Annotated in this window: 32 protein-coding genes and 1 other RNA gene; 25 read left to right on the top strand and 8 right to left on the bottom strand. The window is 46.9% G+C overall.

Features of this window, described 5'->3' with window-relative positions; genetic code table 11:
• Window positions 1–77: 77 nt before the first annotated feature.
• The 3 genes from EDM59_RS01770 to EDM59_RS01760 form a co-directional block, all read right to left on the bottom strand.
• Complete coding sequence (locus tag EDM59_RS01770) at window positions 78–422, bottom strand: hypothetical protein (RefSeq protein WP_122922063.1); 345 nt, start codon at window positions 420–422, stop codon at window positions 78–80.
• Window positions 419–1,036, bottom strand: a complete 618-nt coding sequence (locus EDM59_RS01765; protein WP_122922062.1) for an ImmA/IrrE family metallo-endopeptidase — start codon at window positions 1,034–1,036, stop codon at window positions 419–421. The genes EDM59_RS01770 and EDM59_RS01765 overlap by 4 nt, the downstream gene beginning before the upstream one ends.
• Window positions 1,037–1,104: 68 nt before the next feature.
• A complete protein-coding gene (locus EDM59_RS01760; RefSeq protein WP_122922061.1) occupies window positions 1,105–1,455 on the bottom strand; it encodes a helix-turn-helix domain-containing protein in 351 nt (116 codons plus the stop codon).
• Between the two features lie 164 nt (window positions 1,456–1,619).
• On the opposite strand from EDM59_RS01760, the gene EDM59_RS01755 reads away from it, so the two are divergent.
• The 7 genes from EDM59_RS01755 to EDM59_RS01725 all read left to right on the top strand — a co-directional run bounded on the left by EDM59_RS01755 (window position 1,620) and on the right by EDM59_RS01725 (window position 4,030).
• Entirely contained in the window at window positions 1,620–1,856 is a 237-nt protein-coding gene (locus EDM59_RS01755) for a helix-turn-helix transcriptional regulator (RefSeq protein WP_122922060.1), read from the top strand.
• A 262-nt stretch (window positions 1,857–2,118) separates the two neighbouring features.
• Complete coding sequence (locus tag EDM59_RS01750; protein ID WP_122922059.1) at window positions 2,119–2,751, top strand: helix-turn-helix domain-containing protein; 633 nt, start codon at window positions 2,119–2,121, stop codon at window positions 2,749–2,751.
• Complete coding sequence (locus EDM59_RS01745; protein WP_122922058.1) at window positions 2,748–3,125, top strand: hypothetical protein; 378 nt, start codon at window positions 2,748–2,750, stop codon at window positions 3,123–3,125. The genes EDM59_RS01750 and EDM59_RS01745 overlap by 4 nt, the downstream gene beginning before the upstream one ends.
• A gap of 51 nt (window positions 3,126–3,176) precedes the next feature.
• On the top strand, window positions 3,177–3,449 hold the full coding sequence (locus EDM59_RS01740; RefSeq protein WP_122922057.1) for a hypothetical protein: 273 nt from the start codon (window positions 3,177–3,179) through the stop codon (window positions 3,447–3,449).
• Window positions 3,430–3,660: a hypothetical protein gene (locus tag EDM59_RS01735; RefSeq protein WP_122922056.1), complete on the top strand. Its 231-nt coding sequence runs from the start codon at window positions 3,430–3,432 to the stop codon at window positions 3,658–3,660. The genes EDM59_RS01740 and EDM59_RS01735 overlap by 20 nt, the downstream gene beginning before the upstream one ends.
• An RNA gene (locus EDM59_RS01730) (hammerhead ribozyme type II) lies at window positions 3,659–3,727 on the top strand. Before EDM59_RS01735 ends, EDM59_RS01730 begins: the two co-directional genes overlap by 2 nt.
• Before the next feature lie 99 nt (window positions 3,728–3,826).
• Window positions 3,827–4,030: a hypothetical protein gene (locus EDM59_RS01725; protein WP_122922055.1), complete on the top strand. Its 204-nt coding sequence runs from the start codon at window positions 3,827–3,829 to the stop codon at window positions 4,028–4,030.
• On the opposite strand, the gene EDM59_RS01720 is transcribed toward EDM59_RS01725, so the two are convergent.
• Entirely contained in the window at window positions 4,023–4,370 is a 348-nt protein-coding gene (locus EDM59_RS01720; protein WP_221176032.1) for a hypothetical protein, read from the bottom strand. The two genes, EDM59_RS01725 and EDM59_RS01720, sit on opposite strands and share 8 nt — an antisense overlap.
• 188 nt (window positions 4,371–4,558) lie before the next feature.
• Between EDM59_RS01720 and EDM59_RS01715 the strand changes: the two genes are divergently transcribed.
• The 10 genes from EDM59_RS01715 (at window position 4,559) to EDM59_RS01670 (ending at window position 14,518) form a co-directional block, all read left to right on the top strand.
• Window positions 4,559–6,079 (top strand): AAA family ATPase, encoded by a 1,521-nt coding sequence (locus EDM59_RS01715; RefSeq protein WP_183192768.1) that lies wholly within the window; start codon window positions 4,559–4,561, stop codon window positions 6,077–6,079.
• Window positions 6,076–6,993, top strand: a complete 918-nt coding sequence (locus tag EDM59_RS01710; protein ID WP_122922053.1) for a RecT family recombinase — start codon at window positions 6,076–6,078, stop codon at window positions 6,991–6,993. Before EDM59_RS01715 ends, EDM59_RS01710 begins: the two co-directional genes overlap by 4 nt.
• A 12-nt stretch (window positions 6,994–7,005) precedes the next feature.
• A complete protein-coding gene (locus EDM59_RS30875; protein WP_183192767.1) occupies window positions 7,006–7,170 on the top strand; it encodes a DUF6906 family protein in 165 nt (54 codons plus the stop codon).
• Between the two features lie 201 nt (window positions 7,171–7,371).
• A complete protein-coding gene (locus tag EDM59_RS01705; RefSeq protein WP_122922052.1) occupies window positions 7,372–8,340 on the top strand; it encodes a hypothetical protein in 969 nt (322 codons plus the stop codon).
• On the top strand, window positions 8,273–9,124 hold the full coding sequence (locus EDM59_RS01700) for an ATP-binding protein (RefSeq protein ID WP_122922051.1): 852 nt from the start codon (window positions 8,273–8,275) through the stop codon (window positions 9,122–9,124). Before EDM59_RS01705 ends, EDM59_RS01700 begins: the two co-directional genes overlap by 68 nt.
• A 37-nt stretch (window positions 9,125–9,161) precedes the next feature.
• On the top strand, window positions 9,162–10,535 hold the full coding sequence (gene dnaB, locus EDM59_RS01695; RefSeq protein WP_122922088.1) for a replicative DNA helicase: 1,374 nt from the start codon (window positions 9,162–9,164) through the stop codon (window positions 10,533–10,535).
• A 193-nt stretch (window positions 10,536–10,728) separates the two neighbouring features.
• Window positions 10,729–10,881, top strand: a complete 153-nt coding sequence (locus tag EDM59_RS30870) for a hypothetical protein (RefSeq protein ID WP_183192766.1) — start codon at window positions 10,729–10,731, stop codon at window positions 10,879–10,881.
• Between the two features lie 4 nt (window positions 10,882–10,885).
• On the top strand, window positions 10,886–11,371 hold the full coding sequence (locus EDM59_RS01685; protein ID WP_246010863.1) for a RusA family crossover junction endodeoxyribonuclease: 486 nt from the start codon (window positions 10,886–10,888) through the stop codon (window positions 11,369–11,371).
• A gap of 22 nt (window positions 11,372–11,393) precedes the next feature.
• Complete coding sequence (locus EDM59_RS31340) at window positions 11,394–12,443, top strand: hypothetical protein (protein ID WP_246010861.1); 1,050 nt, start codon at window positions 11,394–11,396, stop codon at window positions 12,441–12,443.
• A gap of 188 nt (window positions 12,444–12,631) precedes the next feature.
• The gene (locus EDM59_RS01670) at window positions 12,632–14,518 is read left to right on the top strand and encodes a DNA cytosine methyltransferase (protein WP_122922049.1); all 1,887 of its coding nucleotides are present in this window, start codon (window positions 12,632–12,634) and stop codon (window positions 14,516–14,518) included.
• Here the strand turns inward: EDM59_RS01670 and EDM59_RS01665 are convergent.
• The gene (locus EDM59_RS01665; RefSeq protein WP_246010856.1) at window positions 14,512–14,754 is read right to left on the bottom strand and encodes a hypothetical protein; all 243 of its coding nucleotides are present in this window, start codon (window positions 14,752–14,754) and stop codon (window positions 14,512–14,514) included. The genes EDM59_RS01670 and EDM59_RS01665 overlap by 7 nt on opposite strands.
• A 56-nt stretch (window positions 14,755–14,810) precedes the next feature.
• A complete protein-coding gene (locus EDM59_RS01660) occupies window positions 14,811–15,242 on the bottom strand; it encodes a ferritin family protein (protein ID WP_122922047.1) in 432 nt (143 codons plus the stop codon).
• A 109-nt stretch (window positions 15,243–15,351) separates the two neighbouring features.
• Here EDM59_RS01660 and EDM59_RS01655 point away from each other — a divergent pair, with 109 nt between their 5' ends.
• From EDM59_RS01655 to EDM59_RS01645, 3 genes are all read left to right on the top strand, one after another.
• Window positions 15,352–15,615, top strand: a complete 264-nt coding sequence (locus EDM59_RS01655; RefSeq protein WP_122922046.1) for a hypothetical protein — start codon at window positions 15,352–15,354, stop codon at window positions 15,613–15,615.
• Window positions 15,616–15,767: 152 nt separating this feature from the next.
• Complete coding sequence (locus EDM59_RS01650; RefSeq protein ID WP_122922045.1) at window positions 15,768–16,043, top strand: BC1872 family protein; 276 nt, start codon at window positions 15,768–15,770, stop codon at window positions 16,041–16,043.
• 24 nt (window positions 16,044–16,067) lie between these two features.
• Window positions 16,068–16,325, top strand: coding sequence for a hypothetical protein (locus EDM59_RS01645; protein ID WP_122922044.1), 258 nt, complete (start codon window positions 16,068–16,070; stop codon window positions 16,323–16,325).
• A gap of 86 nt (window positions 16,326–16,411) precedes the next feature.
• On the opposite strand, the gene EDM59_RS01640 is transcribed toward EDM59_RS01645, so the two are convergent.
• Window positions 16,412–16,912, bottom strand: coding sequence for a GNAT family N-acetyltransferase (locus EDM59_RS01640; protein WP_122922043.1), 501 nt, complete (start codon window positions 16,910–16,912; stop codon window positions 16,412–16,414).
• A gap of 106 nt (window positions 16,913–17,018) precedes the next feature.
• Between EDM59_RS01640 and EDM59_RS01635 the strand changes: the two genes are divergently transcribed.
• The 4 genes from EDM59_RS01635 to EDM59_RS01620 all read left to right on the top strand — a co-directional run bounded on the left by EDM59_RS01635 (window position 17,019) and on the right by EDM59_RS01620 (window position 19,321).
• A complete protein-coding gene (locus tag EDM59_RS01635; protein WP_122922042.1) occupies window positions 17,019–18,098 on the top strand; it encodes a DUF5131 family protein in 1,080 nt (359 codons plus the stop codon).
• Window positions 18,082–18,573, top strand: a complete 492-nt coding sequence (locus EDM59_RS01630; RefSeq protein ID WP_183192765.1) for a YopX family protein — start codon at window positions 18,082–18,084, stop codon at window positions 18,571–18,573. The genes EDM59_RS01635 and EDM59_RS01630 overlap by 17 nt, the downstream gene beginning before the upstream one ends.
• A 101-nt stretch (window positions 18,574–18,674) precedes the next feature.
• Entirely contained in the window at window positions 18,675–19,067 is a 393-nt protein-coding gene (locus EDM59_RS01625; RefSeq protein ID WP_122922040.1) for an ArpU family phage packaging/lysis transcriptional regulator, read from the top strand.
• Window positions 19,068–19,078: 11 nt separating this feature from the next.
• A complete protein-coding gene (locus tag EDM59_RS01620) occupies window positions 19,079–19,321 on the top strand; it encodes a hypothetical protein (protein ID WP_122922039.1) in 243 nt (80 codons plus the stop codon).
• 840 nt (window positions 19,322–20,161) lie between these two features.
• On the opposite strand, the gene EDM59_RS30865 is transcribed toward EDM59_RS01620, so the two are convergent.
• Complete coding sequence (locus tag EDM59_RS30865; RefSeq protein ID WP_183192764.1) at window positions 20,162–20,311, bottom strand: hypothetical protein; 150 nt, start codon at window positions 20,309–20,311, stop codon at window positions 20,162–20,164.
• A gap of 113 nt (window positions 20,312–20,424) precedes the next feature.
• Between EDM59_RS30865 and EDM59_RS01615 the strand changes: the two genes are divergently transcribed.
• The gene (locus EDM59_RS01615) at window positions 20,425–20,919 is read left to right on the top strand and encodes a hypothetical protein (RefSeq protein WP_122922038.1); all 495 of its coding nucleotides are present in this window, start codon (window positions 20,425–20,427) and stop codon (window positions 20,917–20,919) included.
• Window positions 20,920–21,022 lie beyond the last annotated feature (103 nt).

The raw sequence follows: 21,022 nt of genomic DNA, 5'->3' as shown, positions 1-21,022 counted from the left end.
TGCAATTAGCTTGTATCGTAAAACATGGAAAGTGCCCCCAAAGTTCAGTTATTTCTTGGTTAAAGAAAAAGGCATGTCTATCGAATATTGGAAAAGGCCAAGACTTCTTCTAGATCTATAACGCGTATCAGTAGTTGGGTTGAATCAGGAAGTCTTGGGAGCTGCACTGATACCCGATTCTTCACCTGGGTTAGATTGATACCAACCTTTCCGAATTTCTCCGAGGAGCGAACAAGGTCTTCCAGACAAACAGAGAAAGAGAGGATATCTTCGGGAATCTCATCCACGTCCTTCTGTTCAAAGTCTTGATGAACAGAAAAGTATACGATTTCTTTTTCCCAAACGTCTTTATCTATGGTGACTACAAGCCAGATGGGATATGATTGATCGTCTTGATACTGGTTATACATCGTCAGAATCATTTTGCGTGTAACTCCTTCTGTTGTTTTCTATGTATTGCCAATTCATACAATGATTTAGTTTCGTCTGACCAATTAGAGGGGTCGGCCCTGCGATATTGATTTCTAACCTCGTTTTCAAATTTAAGCTGCTGCTTCCCGGAAAAGACACGGCGTTGTATCTGTTCCCAGCGCTTTCTAGCAAGTTGATGAGTAACCCGGAACTCTGAGGAGAGAACATGTATGATGTCGGCCTCATGTGAGGGCAGGTGGATCTGCTGTATCATGTAAAAAGGCAAGGCAGCGTAAAGTTGAAAATGATTTGCTTGTTCTTCCTGTAACTCCAAGAGCCCCCTGTTCATAGAAAGTTGATTACCAGTGTGTAGTAAGATGTGACTAAGCTCATGGAAGAAAGCTTCACGTGATTCAATAGAAGGTTTGTTGGCGTTTAGGAATACAGCAGCTCGATAGTCATCCCATATACCTTCTTCTTTTGCGCCTGGTAAAGACACAATAGTGATCCCGAAGACATCAGCTATTAAGTCAATGTCAATGTGGTCCGGAGATAAGATGTTATGTGATCGGTATAAAACCTCAACCTTATTTTCAAGAAAGGTTTTGTAGTAGAAATGTAACATGAAATTAGCTCCTAACCAAACGTATGTTCTGTTTTTGTTTCAAAAGAAAAGCCCAAGTACGGGCTATTTTATTTGTCTTTCTTTTTTAGGCTACGGAAGATTTCTAGTTGCAGATCTAGTTGTTTTTGTAGAAACTCTTTTTCCTCGTCAGTGGTGTTTTCAGGGAGCTCTAGAAAGGCTCTGTTTACTTGTCCATTTGAGTACGTTGATGAGGGATCGTTGGATCTACCTAGTAGGTAATCAGTGTTAACTTCAAAAACATCAGCCAGCTTTCCGAGTGTTTCATCGTCTAATTTCCGTTCCCCACGTTCGTACATACCAATAGCACTTCCAGAAACGCCAATCCTCTTGCCCAAGTCTTCTTGCTTCCATTTCCTTTTAGATCGTTCAATCCTAATTCTGTCGCCAACCGTTGGCATATTAAATCACACCCGTTACAACGTATTGTTGTATTTAGTATATCAAAAACAACAGAATGTGAAAATGAATACAACAAATTGGAGTATTTTCATTGACAAACAACAATTCGTTGTTTATTATAAGGACAGATATAACACATATTGTTGTTTGGAGGTGATGCCAAATGAGTAAGAGAACCAATTTAATTTCACGTAGAAAGCAACTTGGGTTACTTCAAAAAGATATTGCTGAGCAGATTGGATGTAGTACAAGTGCATATGGAATGTACGAAACAGGGGCTAGAACTCCTGACCTCAATACTGCCAAACAGATTGCTGATGTTTTAAAAACTACTGTTGAACAAATTTTTTTTGAAGATAAAAACAACAAAATGTGTTATTCAGCGCCGGAACCAGCGTGACTAGGAGGTACATATGAACCAATCCGATCCCAAAAAGCTTCAAGAAATCTTATCCCAACACAGACCAGTAGACCTTAAGTTAATGCTTTCACCCGTTAGACGAGCACCGACGCCACTGCGTAAAAGCCACCGGCCAGACGGCAAGAGACGAAAATAGCTCTGTCGGTTAAAGAAAAACCCTCGGTGAGCAGCCGAGGGAGTGTCTGGAAGATGAGCACAGTTTCATTGTACTTAGAAAACCAAATAGAAAAGAGGAGAACAGATGAGGAACAGTAACGCGCCGGTTAGCATTTACTCGCGGTCTCGGATCAGCGATATTTGCGAATACGCCTTCCGTCACCAAAGGACAGGTGAACATTTGACGTATGAGACGCTCGGGAAGAAGATCGGTCGATCGGCCAGGTGGGTTTCTGATGTAATAAACGGCCGAGCGACTCCGATGCGGGAGGACGCTGAGGATTTTGTCCAAGCTTGTGGCAATCATTATGCAATCCGAATGATTAAGCATCTGTATGGTGATGCTCCTCCGCCAACTGATCCACGTTTGATGGCTAGTCTGACGGTGTCACTCAATAATCTGATCAAACAATGCCGGGACGTTATCAAGGAGGCAGAAGTCGTGATTGAGTGGGAAAGAACCAGGCGCCCATGGCAGCCGGTCACTCAGGATGACGAACGGATTTTGACGCACCTTGGCAAACAAATCGAGGACCTTTTCCAAGCTGGTGACGACGTACATATCCTGATGGACGAGCGTTACGGAATTGATCCTGCGATACACCAACACAATTGGTTAGTTGAGGCGAGAGCGCACGAAATCGTTGTGAGAGATCCACGAGAATTAATGCGACGTGAGCGCCAAGAAATTCTATTTACAGGAGGGACACTTCTTTGACTGCATATTTGGGGCCAGAAACCTTGGAGATCCTTTCTGCAACGGATCGGGACACTATCCATACTGCTCTGATTGAGAAGGCCAGGCGGGATGCTCTTACACCAATCGATTTGCTGAAAGATAAGCGTTGGATACTTGCCGCAAAGATCAAGCGTGAGCAACCGGTGGATGAGGAAGAGTTGGGATGGATTATCAAGTCATTAAGGGAAAGAGCTGACCATTCTGAAAGTAAGGGGATGACGATGAACCCAGTGTATGACAGGGCAATTGCAGACAAGGTCGCAGAAATCAAGCAAGCGCGTGAGCAAATGATGGTTGAAAGCATAGCTTCTCGTTACAAAGAAAAAACCGCCTGCAGCGAACAGACGGCTTAGAAAAAATTCGATATCGGAAGAATACCACAATTCTACATAGGAGGACAAGTCATGAATCTAGATGATCGATTGAAAGAGAAAGGTATCGTGTCCAATGAGCTGCTGGGTGGTCAATTTGAGCGTATGGCCACATACAAAACGGATGGAACGCTCCGAATAGAGTCAACACCAGATTTTATTGCTGGGATCGGGTGGTCACCTGGTCAAACGATCGTATTGCAAAACTGGGATGAGATATGCCGCCTGCGTGATTTTCTGAACGGGTTGGTCCCTATACCGGTGTCAAAGCAGGAGGAGGGTTACCTTGAACGCGCCACTGCTTGACTTCCCAGAACACATTGAAAAGACGGAATTGATACGGCAGCAACAATTGCTCCCTTTGGCCTTCGATTCAGATGAGAGAACGGACAAATTAGCCTGGACTGTACGCGATGTGATCGAAGAGTTGGAACTCTTGATTGATATGCGTGCGACGATGGTGACGGGGGAATTCCAAGAAGGTGTAAGAGACCAGGCAAGACGGTTGTTCAAATAGTCGAAACCGGGGCTAATCCCCCTGGTCTGCCGGAGATGACCGCCCGGCACTGATGAGACAGGTCATACATAACGAGGTGAAAGAGTGGCGCAGGCAAGGAACTGCAACGGTCGCGTAGAGGTTGGGGCGCGGCAGCCTCGTGACTAAAGGTAAGGAGGTGAGATTATTGAATAAGCGGCTTCAATCCGATGATGTTCAAATATCTGAAGATAAGAAGAAGTGGATGCAAGCAGTTGGGATAAGAAAGTTTCATCGCCCAATGAGATATTACTCTCGAGCCGGTCACATTTATTCAGAGGAACACATAAGAGATACCCCGCTAGAAGAATTAATAGCAGGGTACGAAAAGACTTTCAAACAAACTAAATAAACGGGATCAACCCTTTAATCTTTGATAAGTAATCTAAAACGCTATCTAATCCGTTCTTGAATCTGTTTTCCATGTAGACTACAGCGGAGTCTGACAAGATCACAACGTATGCAATATCGTCTGCATAAAGGTTATCGAGGAGTCCTGCTCTGCCTAACTCTTTGCAGGTTTCGTCAACATCTGCATGGGACATATTCGGGATGATGTTCTGTTGAATATCTACCGAGCTTCCAAACATTTTAGCTTGTGCCTTAGACATACCGTCCTTCTTTTTCAAGCAATAGTGTTTATAGAGAAGGCAAATAAGGGCATCAGCATCTCTAGTTAAGTTTGTATCCAAGATTATCACCTCGTCTGCGGTTAGATTAAGAGAAATCGCTAATGATTCTATTCGACACGATTTTGGAAAAACCTACAAAAAATAATAGACCCAGCGCGGCAACGCTGAGTCTTCGGTCTTGATGCACGATTGGGAATCAAATTTATCGTAGCGGATAGACCCCCAAAAAACAAGTGGGAGGTATTTGCTTGAAAGTAACAATTGAAAAGCTGGTCATCAACGAATTTAAAGGCCACCGATATTTAGCAATCCAAGGTGGTCACCTAGTCGAAATCGAGGGTGACAACGGAAAAGGAAAGTCAACGATCGCGGATTCGATTTCCTGGCTACTTTACGGAACAGACGCAATGGGCATTAAGCTCGATCCTCTGCCCACCACATACCAGGGAGCTGAAACATATGTGGAAGCCCTCATCCATCTTGATCAAAAGCCTGTTTTGTTCCGGAGAACATTGGCCGGCGGCAAAACATCCTATCACCTTAACGAAGAGCCAATCAAGGCAAAACAATTCGAGGAATACATCAAGAGAATTGGTCTCAGGGAACAATTCCTCTCTCAATTCAATCCTATGTTTTTCACAGCACAGCATTGGGAGGAGCAGCGCAAGCAGCTCACTCATTATGTCCAGGAACCAACGAATGGCGAGGTTCTGGCAGAACTGTCTGCCGTCGAAAAAGACATGCTTGAGCCGGAGCTGAAGAAGCGTGAACTGGATGCTATCGAGAAAATCGCGCGCGAGACTGCCAAGAAATCCGAAGCGGAAGGAACAGCATTACGCGCTCGCATCCGTACCTTACAGGAGCAAGGCGAGGCCGACAAAGCTACCATTGAAGCTTGCCCGGTCGCGTTCAATCAGGTCGATGAACGAATGGCTGAGATCCGCGAAGAACTTACGCAGACGACGTCCTCAGGCATCAAGCAACGGCGGGTAGATCTTCAACGGGATATTGATCGCAAAATGAACGATGGTCGCCAACTCAAGAGTGAAGCTGACTATCTGGCCACACAGCCTGTTCCAGATATGTGCCCAACATGCAAGCAGGGGCTTCCACATTCTCACATAGAGAATGTGATGACAGCCCAACAGGTAAAGATCAACGAAAAGAAAACGGCGATGCTGAACCTGAAAACGGAGATTCAAAAGCTTAAGGCAGATTTGGACTTGCTGCCAGAAGACGAAGCAATCTTTGATCCAAAGCCGTTTCTGGACGAAATAGCGATGCTCGAGCGGGTAAAGGCTGCGGCAGCACGGATCACTGAAATGAACCAGAAAGTAAACGAAGCAGAAGAAGCAGCAAAGACGCAAAGCAAGGCATTCGCACATGCCAACTACATGATCAGCTGCGTGAAAAACTTCCGTGCCAAGCGTGCAGAACTGATGGTGATGAAAATCAACAATCTCTTTACCACAGTGTCGGTCCGCCTGTTTGATCATGTGAAATCGACAGATGATTACAAGCCAACGTTTGAGATAGAGCGCGGCGGTGTTCCATTCAGGTTGCTGTCCCTTTCGGAAAAGATGAAAGCAGGCCTGGAAGTAGCCACAGCCCTTATGAATCTGTCCGGTAATCACTTTCCAGTTTTCATCGACAACGCAGAAAGTGTTGTGGAGATCCCGAGGGTTCCGTCACAAGTATTCATCTCTCGCGTTGTGCCTGGTCCTTTGAAAATCGAAACTACTGCTAAACAGGAGGCGAAGGCTTCATGAGTCAAAACGCTATCGCGCAGGTGGCTACAAATAATGTGGTCCCTGCTTTCACCAAGGAAGAGCGCGATACGCTAGTCAATACTATTGCGCGCGGTGCGACACCGCACGAACTATCCTTGTTCATCAACATGTGCCAGTCGGCGCAATTAAATCCGTTTCTGAACCAGATCTACTTCATCAAGTACGGAGACAAAGCCAACATTCAGATCAGCGTGGAGGGCATCCAGGCGATCGCAAGGCGCCGTGAGGATTTCGCTGGCTTTACGGCAGAGGTTGTGAAAGAAAACGACCATTTTCAAGCTGATGTGATAAAGGCCGAGGTGGAACATAAGGTTAATGGATTTACCCGCGGGAAGACTGTCGGCGCGTACTGCATTGCTCATCGTAAAAACTTCCCTTCTGTATTGGTCCTGATCGGTAAAGAAGAAACGAAGGCGATGGAGACAGGTAACAACAAGAACATGTGGGCCAATTACTACGATGACATGATTCGCAAACATGCGATCAAGCGAGCGTTAAAGCTCCAGTTCGGTATCGAGATCGGAGAGGACGAGCAGCAGAGCGAGCCCACCTCCAGCATTCCGACGTACCAACCAGACCAATCCAAGCCAGTGATTGATATGACGCCTACGAAGACGATCGAAGTCGAAGAAGGGGAGCGTATCGATCCAGAGGTCGAGATGAAAAAAGGATGGGAAGAAATTCGTAATCTGAGTGAGCAAATGCAGTATACCGAAGATGATCTGAAGGCATTCATCAAGGAGAAAACCGGAAAAACAGCTCGTCAATTGAAGCTTCCAGAAGTCATTGGCCTCCGAAAAATTATGGAGCTCGAGATCGCTTCACAAACCCGCGGCCAGCACAACGATGGACAAGCGGATGAAGATGATTTCAACCTTTTTGACCAGCCGTGAGGGGGAAACGGGATGAAGACACGGGGATTACAGCTGAAAGAAAAGCAGTTCCTGAAGCACCTATTGCCAAAGCTCCAACCGGACAACTGGTTGATCCGGAAGAAGCTGCCGACCGAATGGCATCTGGAGCATAAAGTGACGGGGACGAAAAAGGTCGTTCCTCTCTGCTCCGCGTGACTGTGGGGGTGAGAAGCATGAAAGGTCAAGAATACGAGCTTCGGTTCATGCGCTGGAAGGTCTCAAAAACCTTTCGGCGCAACGGTGAAGAATGGGCGGTGCTGAAAGGCAAGGGGAGAAGAAAGCTCCACATATGGGAAGTCCCCTTGACCTTTCTGGAGGTAGTGAGCCATCGACGAGTGTCATGAGAGGAGGCAGGGGATGGGCATATCAGAATACGGGACAACGGGGTTTTTTGTCCTCCCCCGTTCATCCTGGCGATCAAAAAGGGACAAGCTGCTATTTTTCGACTTGGTCGAGCAGGCGAACTACAAAGATACGGCTGGATGTAAGCGGGGGCAGCTCATCACCTCTACACTCCAGTTGTCGAAGGATACAGGATGGACGGATAAGCAAATCAGGGGTTCATTGGATCATTTGAAGCTGCAGGGGCTCATCTCAATCGAGTCTTTCAAGGATCGTAAGAGGGGAATTCGGATTACCATCATGCATTACGACCAGTTCCAGAACCTCGATTTTTACACCAAAAAGGGCGAATTAAAGGACGAATTAAAGGGCGAATGCGAGGGCGAATTAGCACCTCTAGAAAAGCCTTTAGCACCAATGGTTCATGGCACATCAAAAGAGGATGAGGGCGAATTGAAGGGCGAATACAAGGGCGAATTTGAGGGCGACTCCTTAACTACAGTATTAACTACAGATAAACAACAAAAAGAATTAAAAGACTTATGCGAGCAATTGGCAAGTTTGGAGCATGTTGAATCCTTTGTTGACTCGCAAATGCTCGTCAACCCCATATCCACTTTGCCAAGAAAACTCTTCACTGAATACTTCAACACCATCCGCCTGACGAGAGCAACGGGACGGATCGCAACCAGCAAAGCCAGGAAGATATGGGACAAGATTTTGTCGTATTGGCAAAACAAGAAACTGGCAGATAACCCGGACGGTCGGGCAGCTATTATCCTATACGCACTCAGTGTTCACATCATGCAGCATGACGATAAGCCGGAAGAATACACCTACGGAATTATCAGGAGAACGACTGAATACGAAGCTCGTCAGAAGATGCTAAAGCTCAGGAATCAGGGAGGTGCAAGCCGTGAAGTCGCTCCAACAGGTACTGACTCAGGACGGGCAGAGTATCACCAGAAGCGTAGAAGTTTCTAAACCGCCTGCAAGGAAGTGTCCTCATTGCGGTACACATCTTGAACCGAAACGCTTTGAGATGTTTGGTCAAGTCAGATGGGGCTCCGTTACCTGCCCATGCGAAACAAAGGCAAGAGAGGCTCTTGAGGCGGAAAAGAAGCGACGTGACTGGCTAACCTTATGCCAAGAGTTTACGAGCCGAGACAAGCTTATCCCAAGAGCAACGCTTGGGAACTACAGCAGGCGCCCTGGACGAGAGAATGCACTCAAAATAGCTCAGAACTTCGCGGATACATACAGCGAGTGGCAAAAAGAGCGTCCGGGTTTGGGAATATACATCAACGGTACAAATGGCCTTGGAAAGACCCACCTGCTCACCGGAATCTACAGGGACTTGATCGGGCAGAGAGCATCGGCAGTATTCATGACGACCTATCACATGTTCCAACGGTTCAGAGAGGTTGCCAAGGTAGAGGATTACGAGTACGAGCGTCGGCTCCTGAAGGTCCTCTACACCTGCGATGTTTTACTCTTGGACGATGTGGGTGGAGAGGTCCCATATGACTCCCGAGCAGAGAAATTGCTGGACGTCATTAATGCGAGAAGCAAGAAGCGTCCCATCATTTACTCCAGCAACCTGACACCAGAAGGGTTGGAACACTGGATGGGTAATCAGGGCACGAGGATTGCAGATCGCATCTTTGAAAACTCGGTCACCGTTACGCTGAATGGAGAAAGCGAGCGCGGCCTTATCAACGACAGACATCATGACTGGCTGGCTGGGAGGGTGAAGGGGCTTGGATAACATCGCGACAGAAACCGAGTTAATCAGTCCATCCCTAATGAGTATGCAGGCTGAACAGAGTGTAATCGGAGCGCTGTTTTTGAATCAAACATACTTCCCATTGGCATTCTCTATCTGCATGCCAGAGGACATGTATTCCACTCAGCACCAGCACATTTTTAAGACGATGGTGACACTCAATCAAAAGGGTCGGCCTATTGACCTTGTTACAGTTACATCGGAACTACAGGACGACAAGCTGTTGGAGGAAGTGGGGGGCGTCACGTATTTGACAGAGATCGCGCGGTCCGTTCCCACTGCGGCCAATGTTGAACACTATGCCCGTATCGTTCGTGAGAAGGCAAACCTACGAAAGCTTTATCTGGCTGCTCTCCGGCTGCCGAGGCTAATCGAGGAAGAGGTAGACCTGGCGGCTGCTGTGGAGACCTTGGAAAAGACGCTCCAAGAAGTAGCTGTGAGTTCCCAAAGCAAAGGATTTCGTCCTACCAAGGATGTGCTGCTCAATGTCTACGACAGCATCGAGCAAAACGCGAATAACGAACTGGGTGAGGTAACAGGTTTGCCAAGTGGTTTCCGAGACTTGGATCGGCTAACACGAGGCTTGCAAAGATCTGATTTGATCATCGTTGCAGCTCGTCCTTCGGTAGGAAAAACAGCTTTTGCATTAAATGTCGCACAGAAAGCAGCAGATGAAACAACAGATCCAATCGCTATTTTCTCGCTGGAAATGAGTGCGGAACAACTTCTGCAACGTATGATCTGTGCGGAAGGCAACATCGAGGCAGAACGATTAAGAACAGGCAAACTGCAGGCTGATGATTGGCTGAAACTCACGAACAGCATTGCCAGTTTATCCAAGAAACCGATCTTCATAGACGATACCCCTGGTATTACGGTAAGTGACATCAAAGCGAAGGCCATGCGCCTGATGAACGAACACGGTGGTAGGCTTGGGGCCATCCTGATTGATTACTTGCAGCTGGTACGATTGAGGACCAAGACGGGCAACAGACAGGAAGAAGTCTCGGAAATCTCAAGAACTCTCAAGAGCATTGCTCGAGAACTAAACGTACCCATCATCGCATTGTCGCAATTGAGCCGGTCCGTCGAGCAACGGCAAGACAAGAGACCGATGATGTCAGACATTCGGGAATCGGGCTCCATCGAGCAGGATGCGGACATCGTGGCGTTCCTCTATCGGGATGATTATTACGACAAGGAGTCGGAGAACAAGAACGTGATCGAGGTCATTATCGCGAAACAACGTAACGGCCCAACTGGAACCGTCGAGCTGGCTTTCCTGAAGGAGTACAACAAATTCGTTGATCTAACACGCCAGATGAGTATCAAGGATGTTCACGGTGGCCAAGACGATGAGGAGGATGACGATGCTCCATGGCGGAGGAAATAAACGGAGTGACTGAAGTAATCCCGGTAAAGGTACCAATCCCAGCAAAATTGCTAGCAATAACAGACATGAATAAGCGATCAGCTGCTATGAAAGAGTGGTGGGCTGCATACGCAAAAAGGTACCCCGATTACAAAGCTGTACGAAAAGACAACCATTTTGTTTACATGGTGAAACGAAAAGGAGGAGAGACATCTTGAGATTATTGCGAGAAGTTTTATTGAGCAAATTACTGCGACTTGGAATAACAGAAGCATGCGGTAAGCCTGTGGAAGAGGCATCCCTGGCTGAGCTTCAGGATGAGTGGGCTCGATTTGAACGGAAGCGCAATGAACGGAGAGGCGCTTGATCCCATGATGAGTAGGTTGATTATCCCTCTGCTGATGGAAAAGAGACGCCGAAACAAAACGACAAAGCAGATGGAAAATATTTGGGTCGTGCCTACATGGAACCACCTTTACACGATCGTTCAAAATCGGCCAACGCTCGGTAAATGGGGGCAACTGTACAAAGAGCGGGTGTCGGAGGCTGCTGTGGATTGGGCAATGGATTACGATTGGGAGCCGGTAGTAGGCCGGAAAGTAATCCTTCGCGTTTGGATCTACTGGAACGACGCCAAGTCGAAGGACTGTCATAACACGGATAAAGCTTGGGCTGATGCTCTGGAAGGGATCATCTACGAAGATGACAGTCAGGCATTGATTCAGTATCAGGATTTTCAAATTGACCGGGTAAACCCGCGAATCGAAATAGAGCCGATTGCTGGCGGTCTGATTGAGAAGGACAAGCTCACACGAAAAAACAAGCCATCTAAAAATCAGTTAGTACTCGACATATAAAAACTGAGGGAGAGTGTGGAAGATGAGCTACATGGAATTTAAACCGCTGGTGAAGAAAGTAAACCTGAAACCAAAGGGTATCGTTGAGATTGTTTTGGAAACGAGCATTAGTGATCTGCAGGGCAAGATTGATCCGCTGAGCAGCATGATCGATCGCAGAGCGGAAGCGACGCTAGATTCGCTGGTTGTTAACTATAACGTTGCGATTAACACCCAAACCAATAAGCCTGTGATTGGATACAAAGTGGACGACACTGGAATTGTTCATGAAGTGAAACCAGAGGGAGAACAGCTTGAAGCGGAATTGGGTCTGCCGAAAGAGAAAATCCCGACAAAAGAGGAACAAGAAGAGGCAGAACGTACCGTCATCGATGATTTCATTCGCGAGGGATTTGCTCCACAATTTGATGATTTGCCTTATGACTTCCAGAATATCATTTCTCGGAAGCTGGCGGGTGAGACTTACATGAAAATTGCTTCTGAACTTGAAATGTCGAGTGGTAAGATCGTGGATCTTGTCGACCAGTACCGCAGCCGTGTCGCTCCGATGGCATTGAAATGGGACGAGTGGAGAAAGGGCAAGGATAAGCCAAAGGCAGCAAATGACAGCGAAGAAAAACCAGTCGCACAAGATGACGCACCAGCTACGGACAATGAGCAGGAACCGGCAGCACCTGCTGAAAATGGTGTATCTGATAGCCACGAGTTTGCCATCTTTGATGACGAGGGCGAGGAGGTAGACGATTCCCTACCTGTGTTTGGAGAAACGTCGAAAGAATCTGGAGATGTGGACAGTGGTGAGAACGTGTCGGTAACTCCAGAGGCAGAGGGCACCATCGATAAAGAGGCAGTAGAGAACTTCATTCTGAGCGGACAAGCTCCAGTGTTCGAAGAGATCACATACGACTTCCCTGCATTGCTCTCCCGCCGACGCGGTGGCGAGACTTGGATCAAAATTGCTGCATCTATCAATATCTCTTCCACCAAGCTGCAAGCGGCGTGGTCGAAATACAAGAAGCTCGTAGCTGAACATTTGGCGAAGCAAAACGGGGAGGAGCCAGGGGCAGCGTAATGCTGCTCCACTCCCCAAGAAAGGCGGGATCATATGACAGCCATAAAACCTAAACCGGATCACCCTTGGAAACGTGGAATTATCACCAGACAGGTGAATGAACATATTAAGCAGTCGATCGTTAACCCGAAAGTGAACAATTGGAAAGTTGGCGGAGCAAGACAGCCTTGGAACGGGAGGGGGACGAAATGAAAACAACTTTTACCTCCCTGCACCTTTTCTGCGGAATCGGCGGAGGAGCGTTGGGATTTCAACAAGCGAAAGAGGAATGGCGCGGAGCGGTAGGACAAATCCAGACAGTTGCAGGAATTGATGCTGACCCAGACGGCTGCGCGGATTTTGAAAGGATCACTGGAGCGCCAGCATATCGAATGGATTTGTTCAGCAAGGAGCAATATCGTGCTTTTCATGGGCAGGAGCCTCCAAATGACTGGCAGGAGGTCGGGCAAGATGATATTTGGAGGGCTGCAGGTAGTCGTTCACCTGACATCGTTTTTACCAGCCCGCCCTGCAAAGGGTTCAGTGGTCTGCTTCCGGAAAAATCAGCAAAAACAATGAAGTATCAGGCGCTAAATCAGCTGACAGTCAGAGGCTTACGCTTATGCCTGGAAGCATTCGAAGATGATTTGCCGGCCCTTTTCCTTTTGGAGAATGTCCCTCGAATTACCTCAAGAGGAGCTGCGCTGCTTAAAGAGATCAAACAGCTTCTCAACAAGTATGGCTACGTTTTCCACGATGAAAGTCACAACTGCGGAGAAATTGGAGGTCTTGCCCAGCATCGTCGCCGTTATCTCCTGATCGCTCGTAATCCTCAAAAGCTTTCTAATTTCATATACAAACCGCCTTTCCGACGTGTTCGAGCTATCGGAGAAGTGATCGGACCACTACCGTTGCCGAATGACCCGGCAGGGGGTGCGATGCACAAGCTGCCGAATTTGCAATGGAAAACGTGGGTAAGGTTGGCTCTTATTCCGGCTGGGGGAGACTGGCGGGACCTCGAAAAGATTGATTGGAAGAACTATAGGATTGCCTATGAGCCGCGTAAAGGCGCGATGGGGGTTGGAGCATGGGATGAGCCAAGCGGAGCCGTTACAGGTGCCCCTGGCTTCGGGAGAAGTAACAGCATGCAGGCCATTTCGGATCCACGTTTGAAACTTGAGAGCATGTATCCAAGCGGTTATGGGGTGCAGGATTGGGAGAGTCACTCCCAGACCATTCGTTCAGCAGGACGAATCATGAATGCCCCTGTTTCTATCTCTGATCCGCGATTGAAAGAGAGAGGTAGTCGTCATCCAGGGGTTTACCGGGTTGAAAGTTATGATGAATCGGCATCCTGCGTCACGGGGACCCGATTTGGAAGCGGCGCTCCTGCGATCAGCGATCCGCGAACAAAATTCAAAGACGGAACACATGGAGCAATTTATCGTGTCATGCGGTACAACGAAGCTGCTAACACGATAACTGGAGCTGCTCGCCCTAACAATGGCGCGCCTTGCATCGCAGACCCACGCCTTGGTGTGGATAAGGGATACACGAACAAACGCCAGATCCTTGCCTGGGATGGCCCGGCCAGTACGGTGACCGGTACACCTGACATTCAATCGGGAGCACAAAGCATAGCTGACCCTCGCCTTGGATGTACGCCTCGATCCGGAACGCTGGGGGTACAGAGCTGGGACGAGCCTGCCAAGACTGTTATCGGCAGTGGTGATATTCATGCTGGAGCCGCAGCAGTAGCTGATCCACGCATTCCTGCTGATAACGAGAGGGGAACGTGGATCATCATTGCGGAAGATGGCACATGGCACCGACCTCTTACCACTTTTGAGTTGGCAATGCTGCAAGGTTTCCCTGAATTGTTGCATGACGGCACACCTTTTGAGCTGGTAGGTAGTAATGATGCCAGATGGAGGGAACGTATCGGGAATGCAGTGCCCCCAGCGGCTGCCAAGGCGATAGCAGAAACCATCTTACGATCGATGTTGGCAGAACAGGATGGGACATGGATGATGGCTGCGGAGGAAATTTGGGTGAAACCCGAGGAACAACCAGAACCAGCCCAATTGGTTCATTGAGGATAGCGTTGACCGTGGCCGCCAAGTAGCTCTCGGATATGGTTGTAGACCCTGACATGTAGATCTGGGAAGACCAAAGCTACCTCACCGTCATCAAGGTGCAGTCGATCGGATGGTTGCTCGATAGCAAACGGAATCTCCATAGCTGTCAGTGCTTCTTTCAAGTAACTAATCTCTGACCAAAGGACAGAGTAGTAGAACGATTTTTCCAATGTACCCAACTCCTTTGTGGTCATTATGCCACGAGGAGTTGAGACAAAAAAACAAGGGATTGTCTCCCTTGTTATGGAGTCTATATTCTGCCGTCCTCTAAAAAAAAGTTACTGTATAAGAAAGATATTCTAGTTGCATGTCGCATTTCGTCAGTCATTGCTTCAAAGAAAATTTTCCTGACGAAAGGGTCATTCGACCCGAGGTAGACTTTTTGATAAAATTCCGCTGCTTCTTGTTCGTCATCCATAGCCTTCTTTAGTCCAGACACATAATCAGTTGGTAACTTTCCGTGGTGCACACTCGGTTCTTTACCAGTGAGGTGACGATACAAATTCGAGAAGTTTACGATGTGCTCAGTTCTTTCATCACTCTCGATTTGCTCAATGTACTTTCGGTGATCAGGAGGCGCCATTGGTATTAATGCACGATAAAACTGAATCGCTTCATACTCACCTTGAATCGCCTTTTGCAAATCTTGGATGAGTTGATAATAGTCATTTCCACTGGACATAAAATCATCTCCTAGGCAAGTTATCCATTTAGCCTATTCATCGGAGCAATTATTTGTATGGGCAGTTGCCCATACCAGAATTAACAAAATGTGTAGGGAGGAAAGAGAGATGGAAGCAGTTACCGCAAGAGCAGTGGCGTCTGCTAAATTCTACGGGTTTAAATTCTTTGAGGTACACCTTAGAAATCCCGAGAATCGTTTAGTCGGAATAGTGAACATGCACCTTAATCATTTGAAAGAAAAGGGCGTAGTCAAAACACTTAACTCATTCAAAAAGTTAGATGCTTGGCTTGAGACGGATGATGGCTTGAATTATGCCAAAGAGCTGCTCGCGAAAAAGAAGCAGAGAGAAAGAAGCTACTTATCACAATAGTTATTGAGGGAAGAGGGCGAGAACGTGGATAAAGAAAAGGTTTGCGTGATGTGCAGGAAGCGCGAAGGGCAGAATCTTAGCACAGCAGGGCGCTGGTTCTGCCAACCATGCACAGATTCATTGGAGCCTGTTGAATCGGAGGAGGATGACGAATGACCGAGCAGCAAATCGTTCTAACTCTGGCAACTAAGATCATGGGGTGGAAACGTTACGGAGAAACAGATTTTTGGTATGGCGATAACGGTAACTTGTTTGATTCGTCTCTTTGGAACCCACTCCAAAACATAGCCGATGCGTGGATGATTATGGAGAAAATCAAAGACACGGATATTGGAGACGACTTTGATGATATTATGGATCACTTCAACCTAACGCAGATCACGCCTGAGAAAATCGGCAGAACAGTATATTGCTTAACACAACGGTAATTATGATAAATGGAGGCGAATGGTATGGAATTCAAGATTTTCGGAGTAGGCGAGGATTATACGACATACGTAGTATCGCAAACGAAAGAAGAGGCTCTGGAACTATGCAACTCACTCGTTAGAGAAGAGGACCAGACGCCAATCGAAGAGGTGTCAGAAGTTTCTTTCGAGAGTAGCGGAAGATTCGAAACAGAGAGCGGTTACCAAGAAATGACGTTCGGGGAGTTTTTGGGCAAAGATTTCGTTTATGAGAATCCGACGATCATTTGTTGGAATGAGTGATTAACACATCACACGATGTGATAAATCAAAAATAAAACACCCAAATTTAATTGAGTGTTTGCAATTACAACGTTCGTTTTATTATGTTAATGGTCATTTGTATCTAGTATCAAAATAAATTCTTCAACGTCTTCAGTGCGTGCGTTGGAAAACCCCTTGTCCTCGCCGGAAATCTTGAAATTGCATTTTTGTAAGACGCGGATAGAGGCGATATTGTCTTTGGCAACACGGGCATAAAGGGGCCGCGTCTTTACGTGATCCAGAAACTTTGAGAGTGCTTTGGTTGCGATGCCGTTGCCCCAGTATTCCTTTCCGATCCAATAACTGACTGCTGGCACACCGAACTGTTCAAAGTTCGAGATGTGGCCAACTATATGCCCATTGAAGAGTATAGTCTTTTTTTGGATAGTTTTGTCGCCTAAAACCTTGACCCAGTGGGCAGTGAATGCATCCCGATCTGTTGGGTCCTTGGCAGTAAAGGCTGCCATATAGTTTGCTGCTGAGTCAAGTTGTTGCACGAAAAATACGGGAAGATCCTCCTCTATGACATCTCGTAACTGGACATCGCTTGTCACTATGTTTTCCAAAAAAATCACCTCTTGTAATTAATTGAAAAAATTATAACAGACAGATTGTTTCAAAGACAAATACGGTTATTTAACACATCATTACTTTTGATAAGGAGTGAAAAGAATGGGTACAGCAATTGAATGGACGGACGCAGTTTGGAACCCAGTCACAGGCTGCAGCAAGGTATCAGAGGGTTGCCGCAATTGCTATGCTTTTGCACTCCATGACATGCGGCACAAAGCGTTCCAGGAGGGCAAGAAGCTGCCGCAGCAGTACGCAAAGCCTTTCGGTGAAATTCAGCTTTTCCCGGAGCGATTGGATCAACCGTTGAGGTGGAAGAAGCCGCGCCGGATATTTGTTAATAGCATGAGTGATCTATTTCACGATCAAGTACCAGATGAGTATTTGGATCAAGTTTTTGCAGTCATGCTGGCATGCGCAACCTTGGAAGTAAGGAATCACACCTTTCAAATTCTCACAAAACGACCAGAAAGAATGCTGAAATACTTCACTGACCGGGAACCATCAGAATTGGTAAAAGCATGGGCAAAGGCTGGTGATGGCTGGATTCACGTTGGGGATGGAGACATGTATTTCTCTGAATACATCGGATCTCGGACCAGATACGAATGGAATGAGGATGGAACAGCTAAAGCAGGTAGTGAATTCAAACCATTCGGACACCTATCGGGAGTATTTCCTTTACCGAACGTCTGGCTTGGGACAAGCGTAGAGAATCAGAAAGCAGCAGACGAACGAATACCGTTGCTTTTGCAGATACCTGCAGCTGTGCGGTTCCTGAGCTGCGAGCCGTTGCTGGGGCAGGTTGATCTTGAGTTTTGGACGCAATTCGAGCATCCAGACAATGAGGGATATGGCTTGGAGGCCATAAAAGGCTTGGGTTGGGTGATTGTCGGAGGTGAGTCGGGAACGAACGCAAGACCGATGCATCCCGAATGGGTAGAAGGCTTGAGGGATCAGTGCGAGGAATATGGAGTGCCGTTCTTCTTCAAACAGTGGGGAGAGTGGGCGCCGGTGCATGAATTACGCTGCAATGAGCCAGGAATCAAAGGGAAGCAGTGGTTCAATTTTGACCCTGACACATCCGTCTGCAGGATCGGCAAGGAAAGAGCAGGTCGTCTTATGGATGGACAGGAGTGGAACCAATGTCCGGGAGGGGATCGGGATGCAAGCAGGACGTGAAAATAAATTCCGAGGGATGGACATCGCAGGAGAATGGCATTACGGGAATTTGGCAGTTCTTCGCAAAGCATACAGAGGCATCAAGGCTGGGAGCTACATATCAAACGAAGCAGGAGTACCATTTGCTTACGCTGTTAGACTGGAAACAGTTGGGCAGTATTCCACTATCCTTGATATGAACGGCAAGGAGATCTACGAGGGGGATATTGTGCAATACAAGATGGGCGAGAATAATTGCGTCGGGACTATAAAATTCGGAGAATACGAGCAAGATGGAAGCGGTGGGGAATATAACACAATAACTTGCTTGGGCTTCTTCATTCATCGGCTGAAGATCATTCCAACGGTGTGGGATATCGAATTTGACGGACCATATTATCGTGAAGAAGAACAGCAAGTATCACCGAGTAAGACTGAGATCGTTGTTATTGGTAACGAATGGCAAAACCCTGAACTTATGGAAAAGGGTGCGTAATGCAAGCGTGAGATAAAAAAAAGCCCCCAAGCGGGAGCCTCTAAACGTTTTCTTTTGCCAAGAAAATTATACCACGGGCTTTCCGCGAGGGGGAATGAAAGATGAGCGCACAGGTACAAGAGCAAATGTCATTTCTGCAACCGGTAAACGAGACAGAAGTCAGAAAGGCAGTTGTGAAGGAACTGAAAGAATACAAAGCCCTCCGTGTTGCTGTACAAAACAAACAGGAACTTAAAGAGAAGGGCATAGGTCAACTGTTTCCACGGCTCCAGCAAACAGAGACGATTAACGAGCTAAAGGCGAAACAAATAGAACGAGCGTTGCAATACTCTTTGGATGAGATAGAGCGTCGGATCATCGAAGAGAAATATTTAAGCACATCCAGGGTAAAAGACATCACGGTGTATATAGAGCTCAATCTTACAAAAGACCAGTATTATGAGAGGAAAAAAGACGCAATCGCACAAATTGCTAGAGCACTCGGTATGATCTGAGTGCCTTTTTTATGCTGAAAATCGTCGACAAAATCCCGACAAAATACGGGATAAAACCCGGACAAAATCAAGGATATTTTGCTGGACGTTTTTACCAACGCGAATCGGTAATCTTGAGTCAAGAGCAAGCCACACAAGCTCTTGGGAGATACCGTATCGCTCCCTTATCAAAACGGTACTCGGGGCGAAACGTAGGGATGATGATCGCTGCAGTCAACCAGGCAGAGCAGCAGGAGTCCTATTTGCGCGCATGACGATGAGAGCATGCACATTCCTATCAGGAGTGTTAGGTGCGGCGGACGCTACGGAGGAATAAGATCTTCTGTTTGATCTTTGTGTATGTGTCCGTCGTGATCACGATTCACATGACTCCCATCTGCCTGGGTGAACGTTGAGAGCGACAACGTACTTTTGGGATTTACCGGACAGGGGATTACACGCGAGACCTACGGCTCCGGCCCCTTGCCAGTACCTCTCATACTTTGTACTGAATTAGCCTTATTACATAATGGAAATCCACACTATTTTCCAAAAGAAACTTGAATAAAATGGCATAGGTCTTTATATTTAGAGTTATGCAATATGAAAAGTAAACAATCATATTGCATTAAAAATTCATGGGAGGAGTTTGGTAACGGATGGTGGTAAATGAATGATGATCAGTAGTTTCGAAGGTAGTTTCGAAGGGATCGACGTGTAGTCAACTTTTGCATCTGAGTATTTAACCTGGTATATTGGCAGCTCCTTTGGTGAAAAATACCTATTTAGAGGAGCCGGATGGTAGAACGTTCTTTGAGTTCTTTCTCAGCGCACATATTCGCAATTAGTCATCTGAAAGGTCAACGACTGCCATTGTTGACCGAAAGCAAAAAAGCTCGCTAGGACTGCCATCCTAATGAGCTTTTTCTTATGTAGAGTAATTACTTGCGACCTAGACTAGCTAGCCTTGCTCCTACCCATCTCTATTAGTCAGAGAGACATTTTATGGTCTTACAGGGACTGCCATCCCCGGAGCCGATAACTTGATAGCCCTTAGCAACAAGTTTTTACCCTAGTGGAGTCGATATTTAGTTATTGTTAATGCAGCTTACAAGTCAATCGTTACTGTAGTAGGTTATGAAGGCCAAGAGCGTTCTGGCTGTTGTCATTAGAAACGTACCGATGTTCCACCAGGTGACGTTCTTCGTGTTGTCCGTATTCTTCTTCATTTTTGTTCCGTTGTTCTTTCTCATGCGCTTTTTCATACTCGCATACCTCCTCAAAGTAGGTGGGTAGCGACAGGACTATTCTACCAATTATTACAAGCGTATTCTAGTATAAATAGAAATTTATTACTATTGGGGGTGGGTGAAATGTAGTGCGTCAGTTTGTTGACACCGGGACGGGAGAATTATTCTATGAAGAACAAATCCTCCGGCGAACCGATGAAATCGTAAAAGTATTCCGGCCCGCTGGCCGCAGTTCAAAATTCGTAAAGATCAAAGCCAGCCAGAAGGCAAAGCGACGGCTCAGGAAGCTGTCACTCGCTGAGGCTGGTTTTTTGTTGAAAATAGCGCCGTATGCCAGTGAGGGAACCAACCTCCTTGAAGGCGATAACGAACGCGGCCAGAAAGGCATTCCTCTATCAGTAAAAGACCTGGCACGCATCGCTGACTGCTCCTACCCAACAGCCCGCAAGATAGTGAAGACATTCATTGAGCTGCACGTCTTACGCCGAACCGATCTGGAAGGACGGTCAGCATTAGCAATCAATCCGTTATATGCTCTCAACGGGAAGACAGCAGAAGCGTGGCTCCTGCAGCTGTTCAAACAGGAGATCACTGAAGCTGGCGAAGACCCCAATTTGGACTGAGGGGGTCGCCAGAAGCCAACAGGCTCCAAAGCCTTACCACTAAAAGCACCAGCCTCGTTTTTTACGGTGCTACGAAACGTATACTTTTTCGCCCGAATAGTAG

The sequence above is a fragment of the Brevibacillus nitrificans genome, from assembly GCF_003710965.1.
Lineage (GTDB): Bacteria > Bacillota > Bacilli > Brevibacillales > Brevibacillaceae > Brevibacillus > Brevibacillus centrosporus.
Note: the sequence above shows the minus strand (reverse complement) of the source record. Positions and strands in the feature narration are given on the sequence as shown.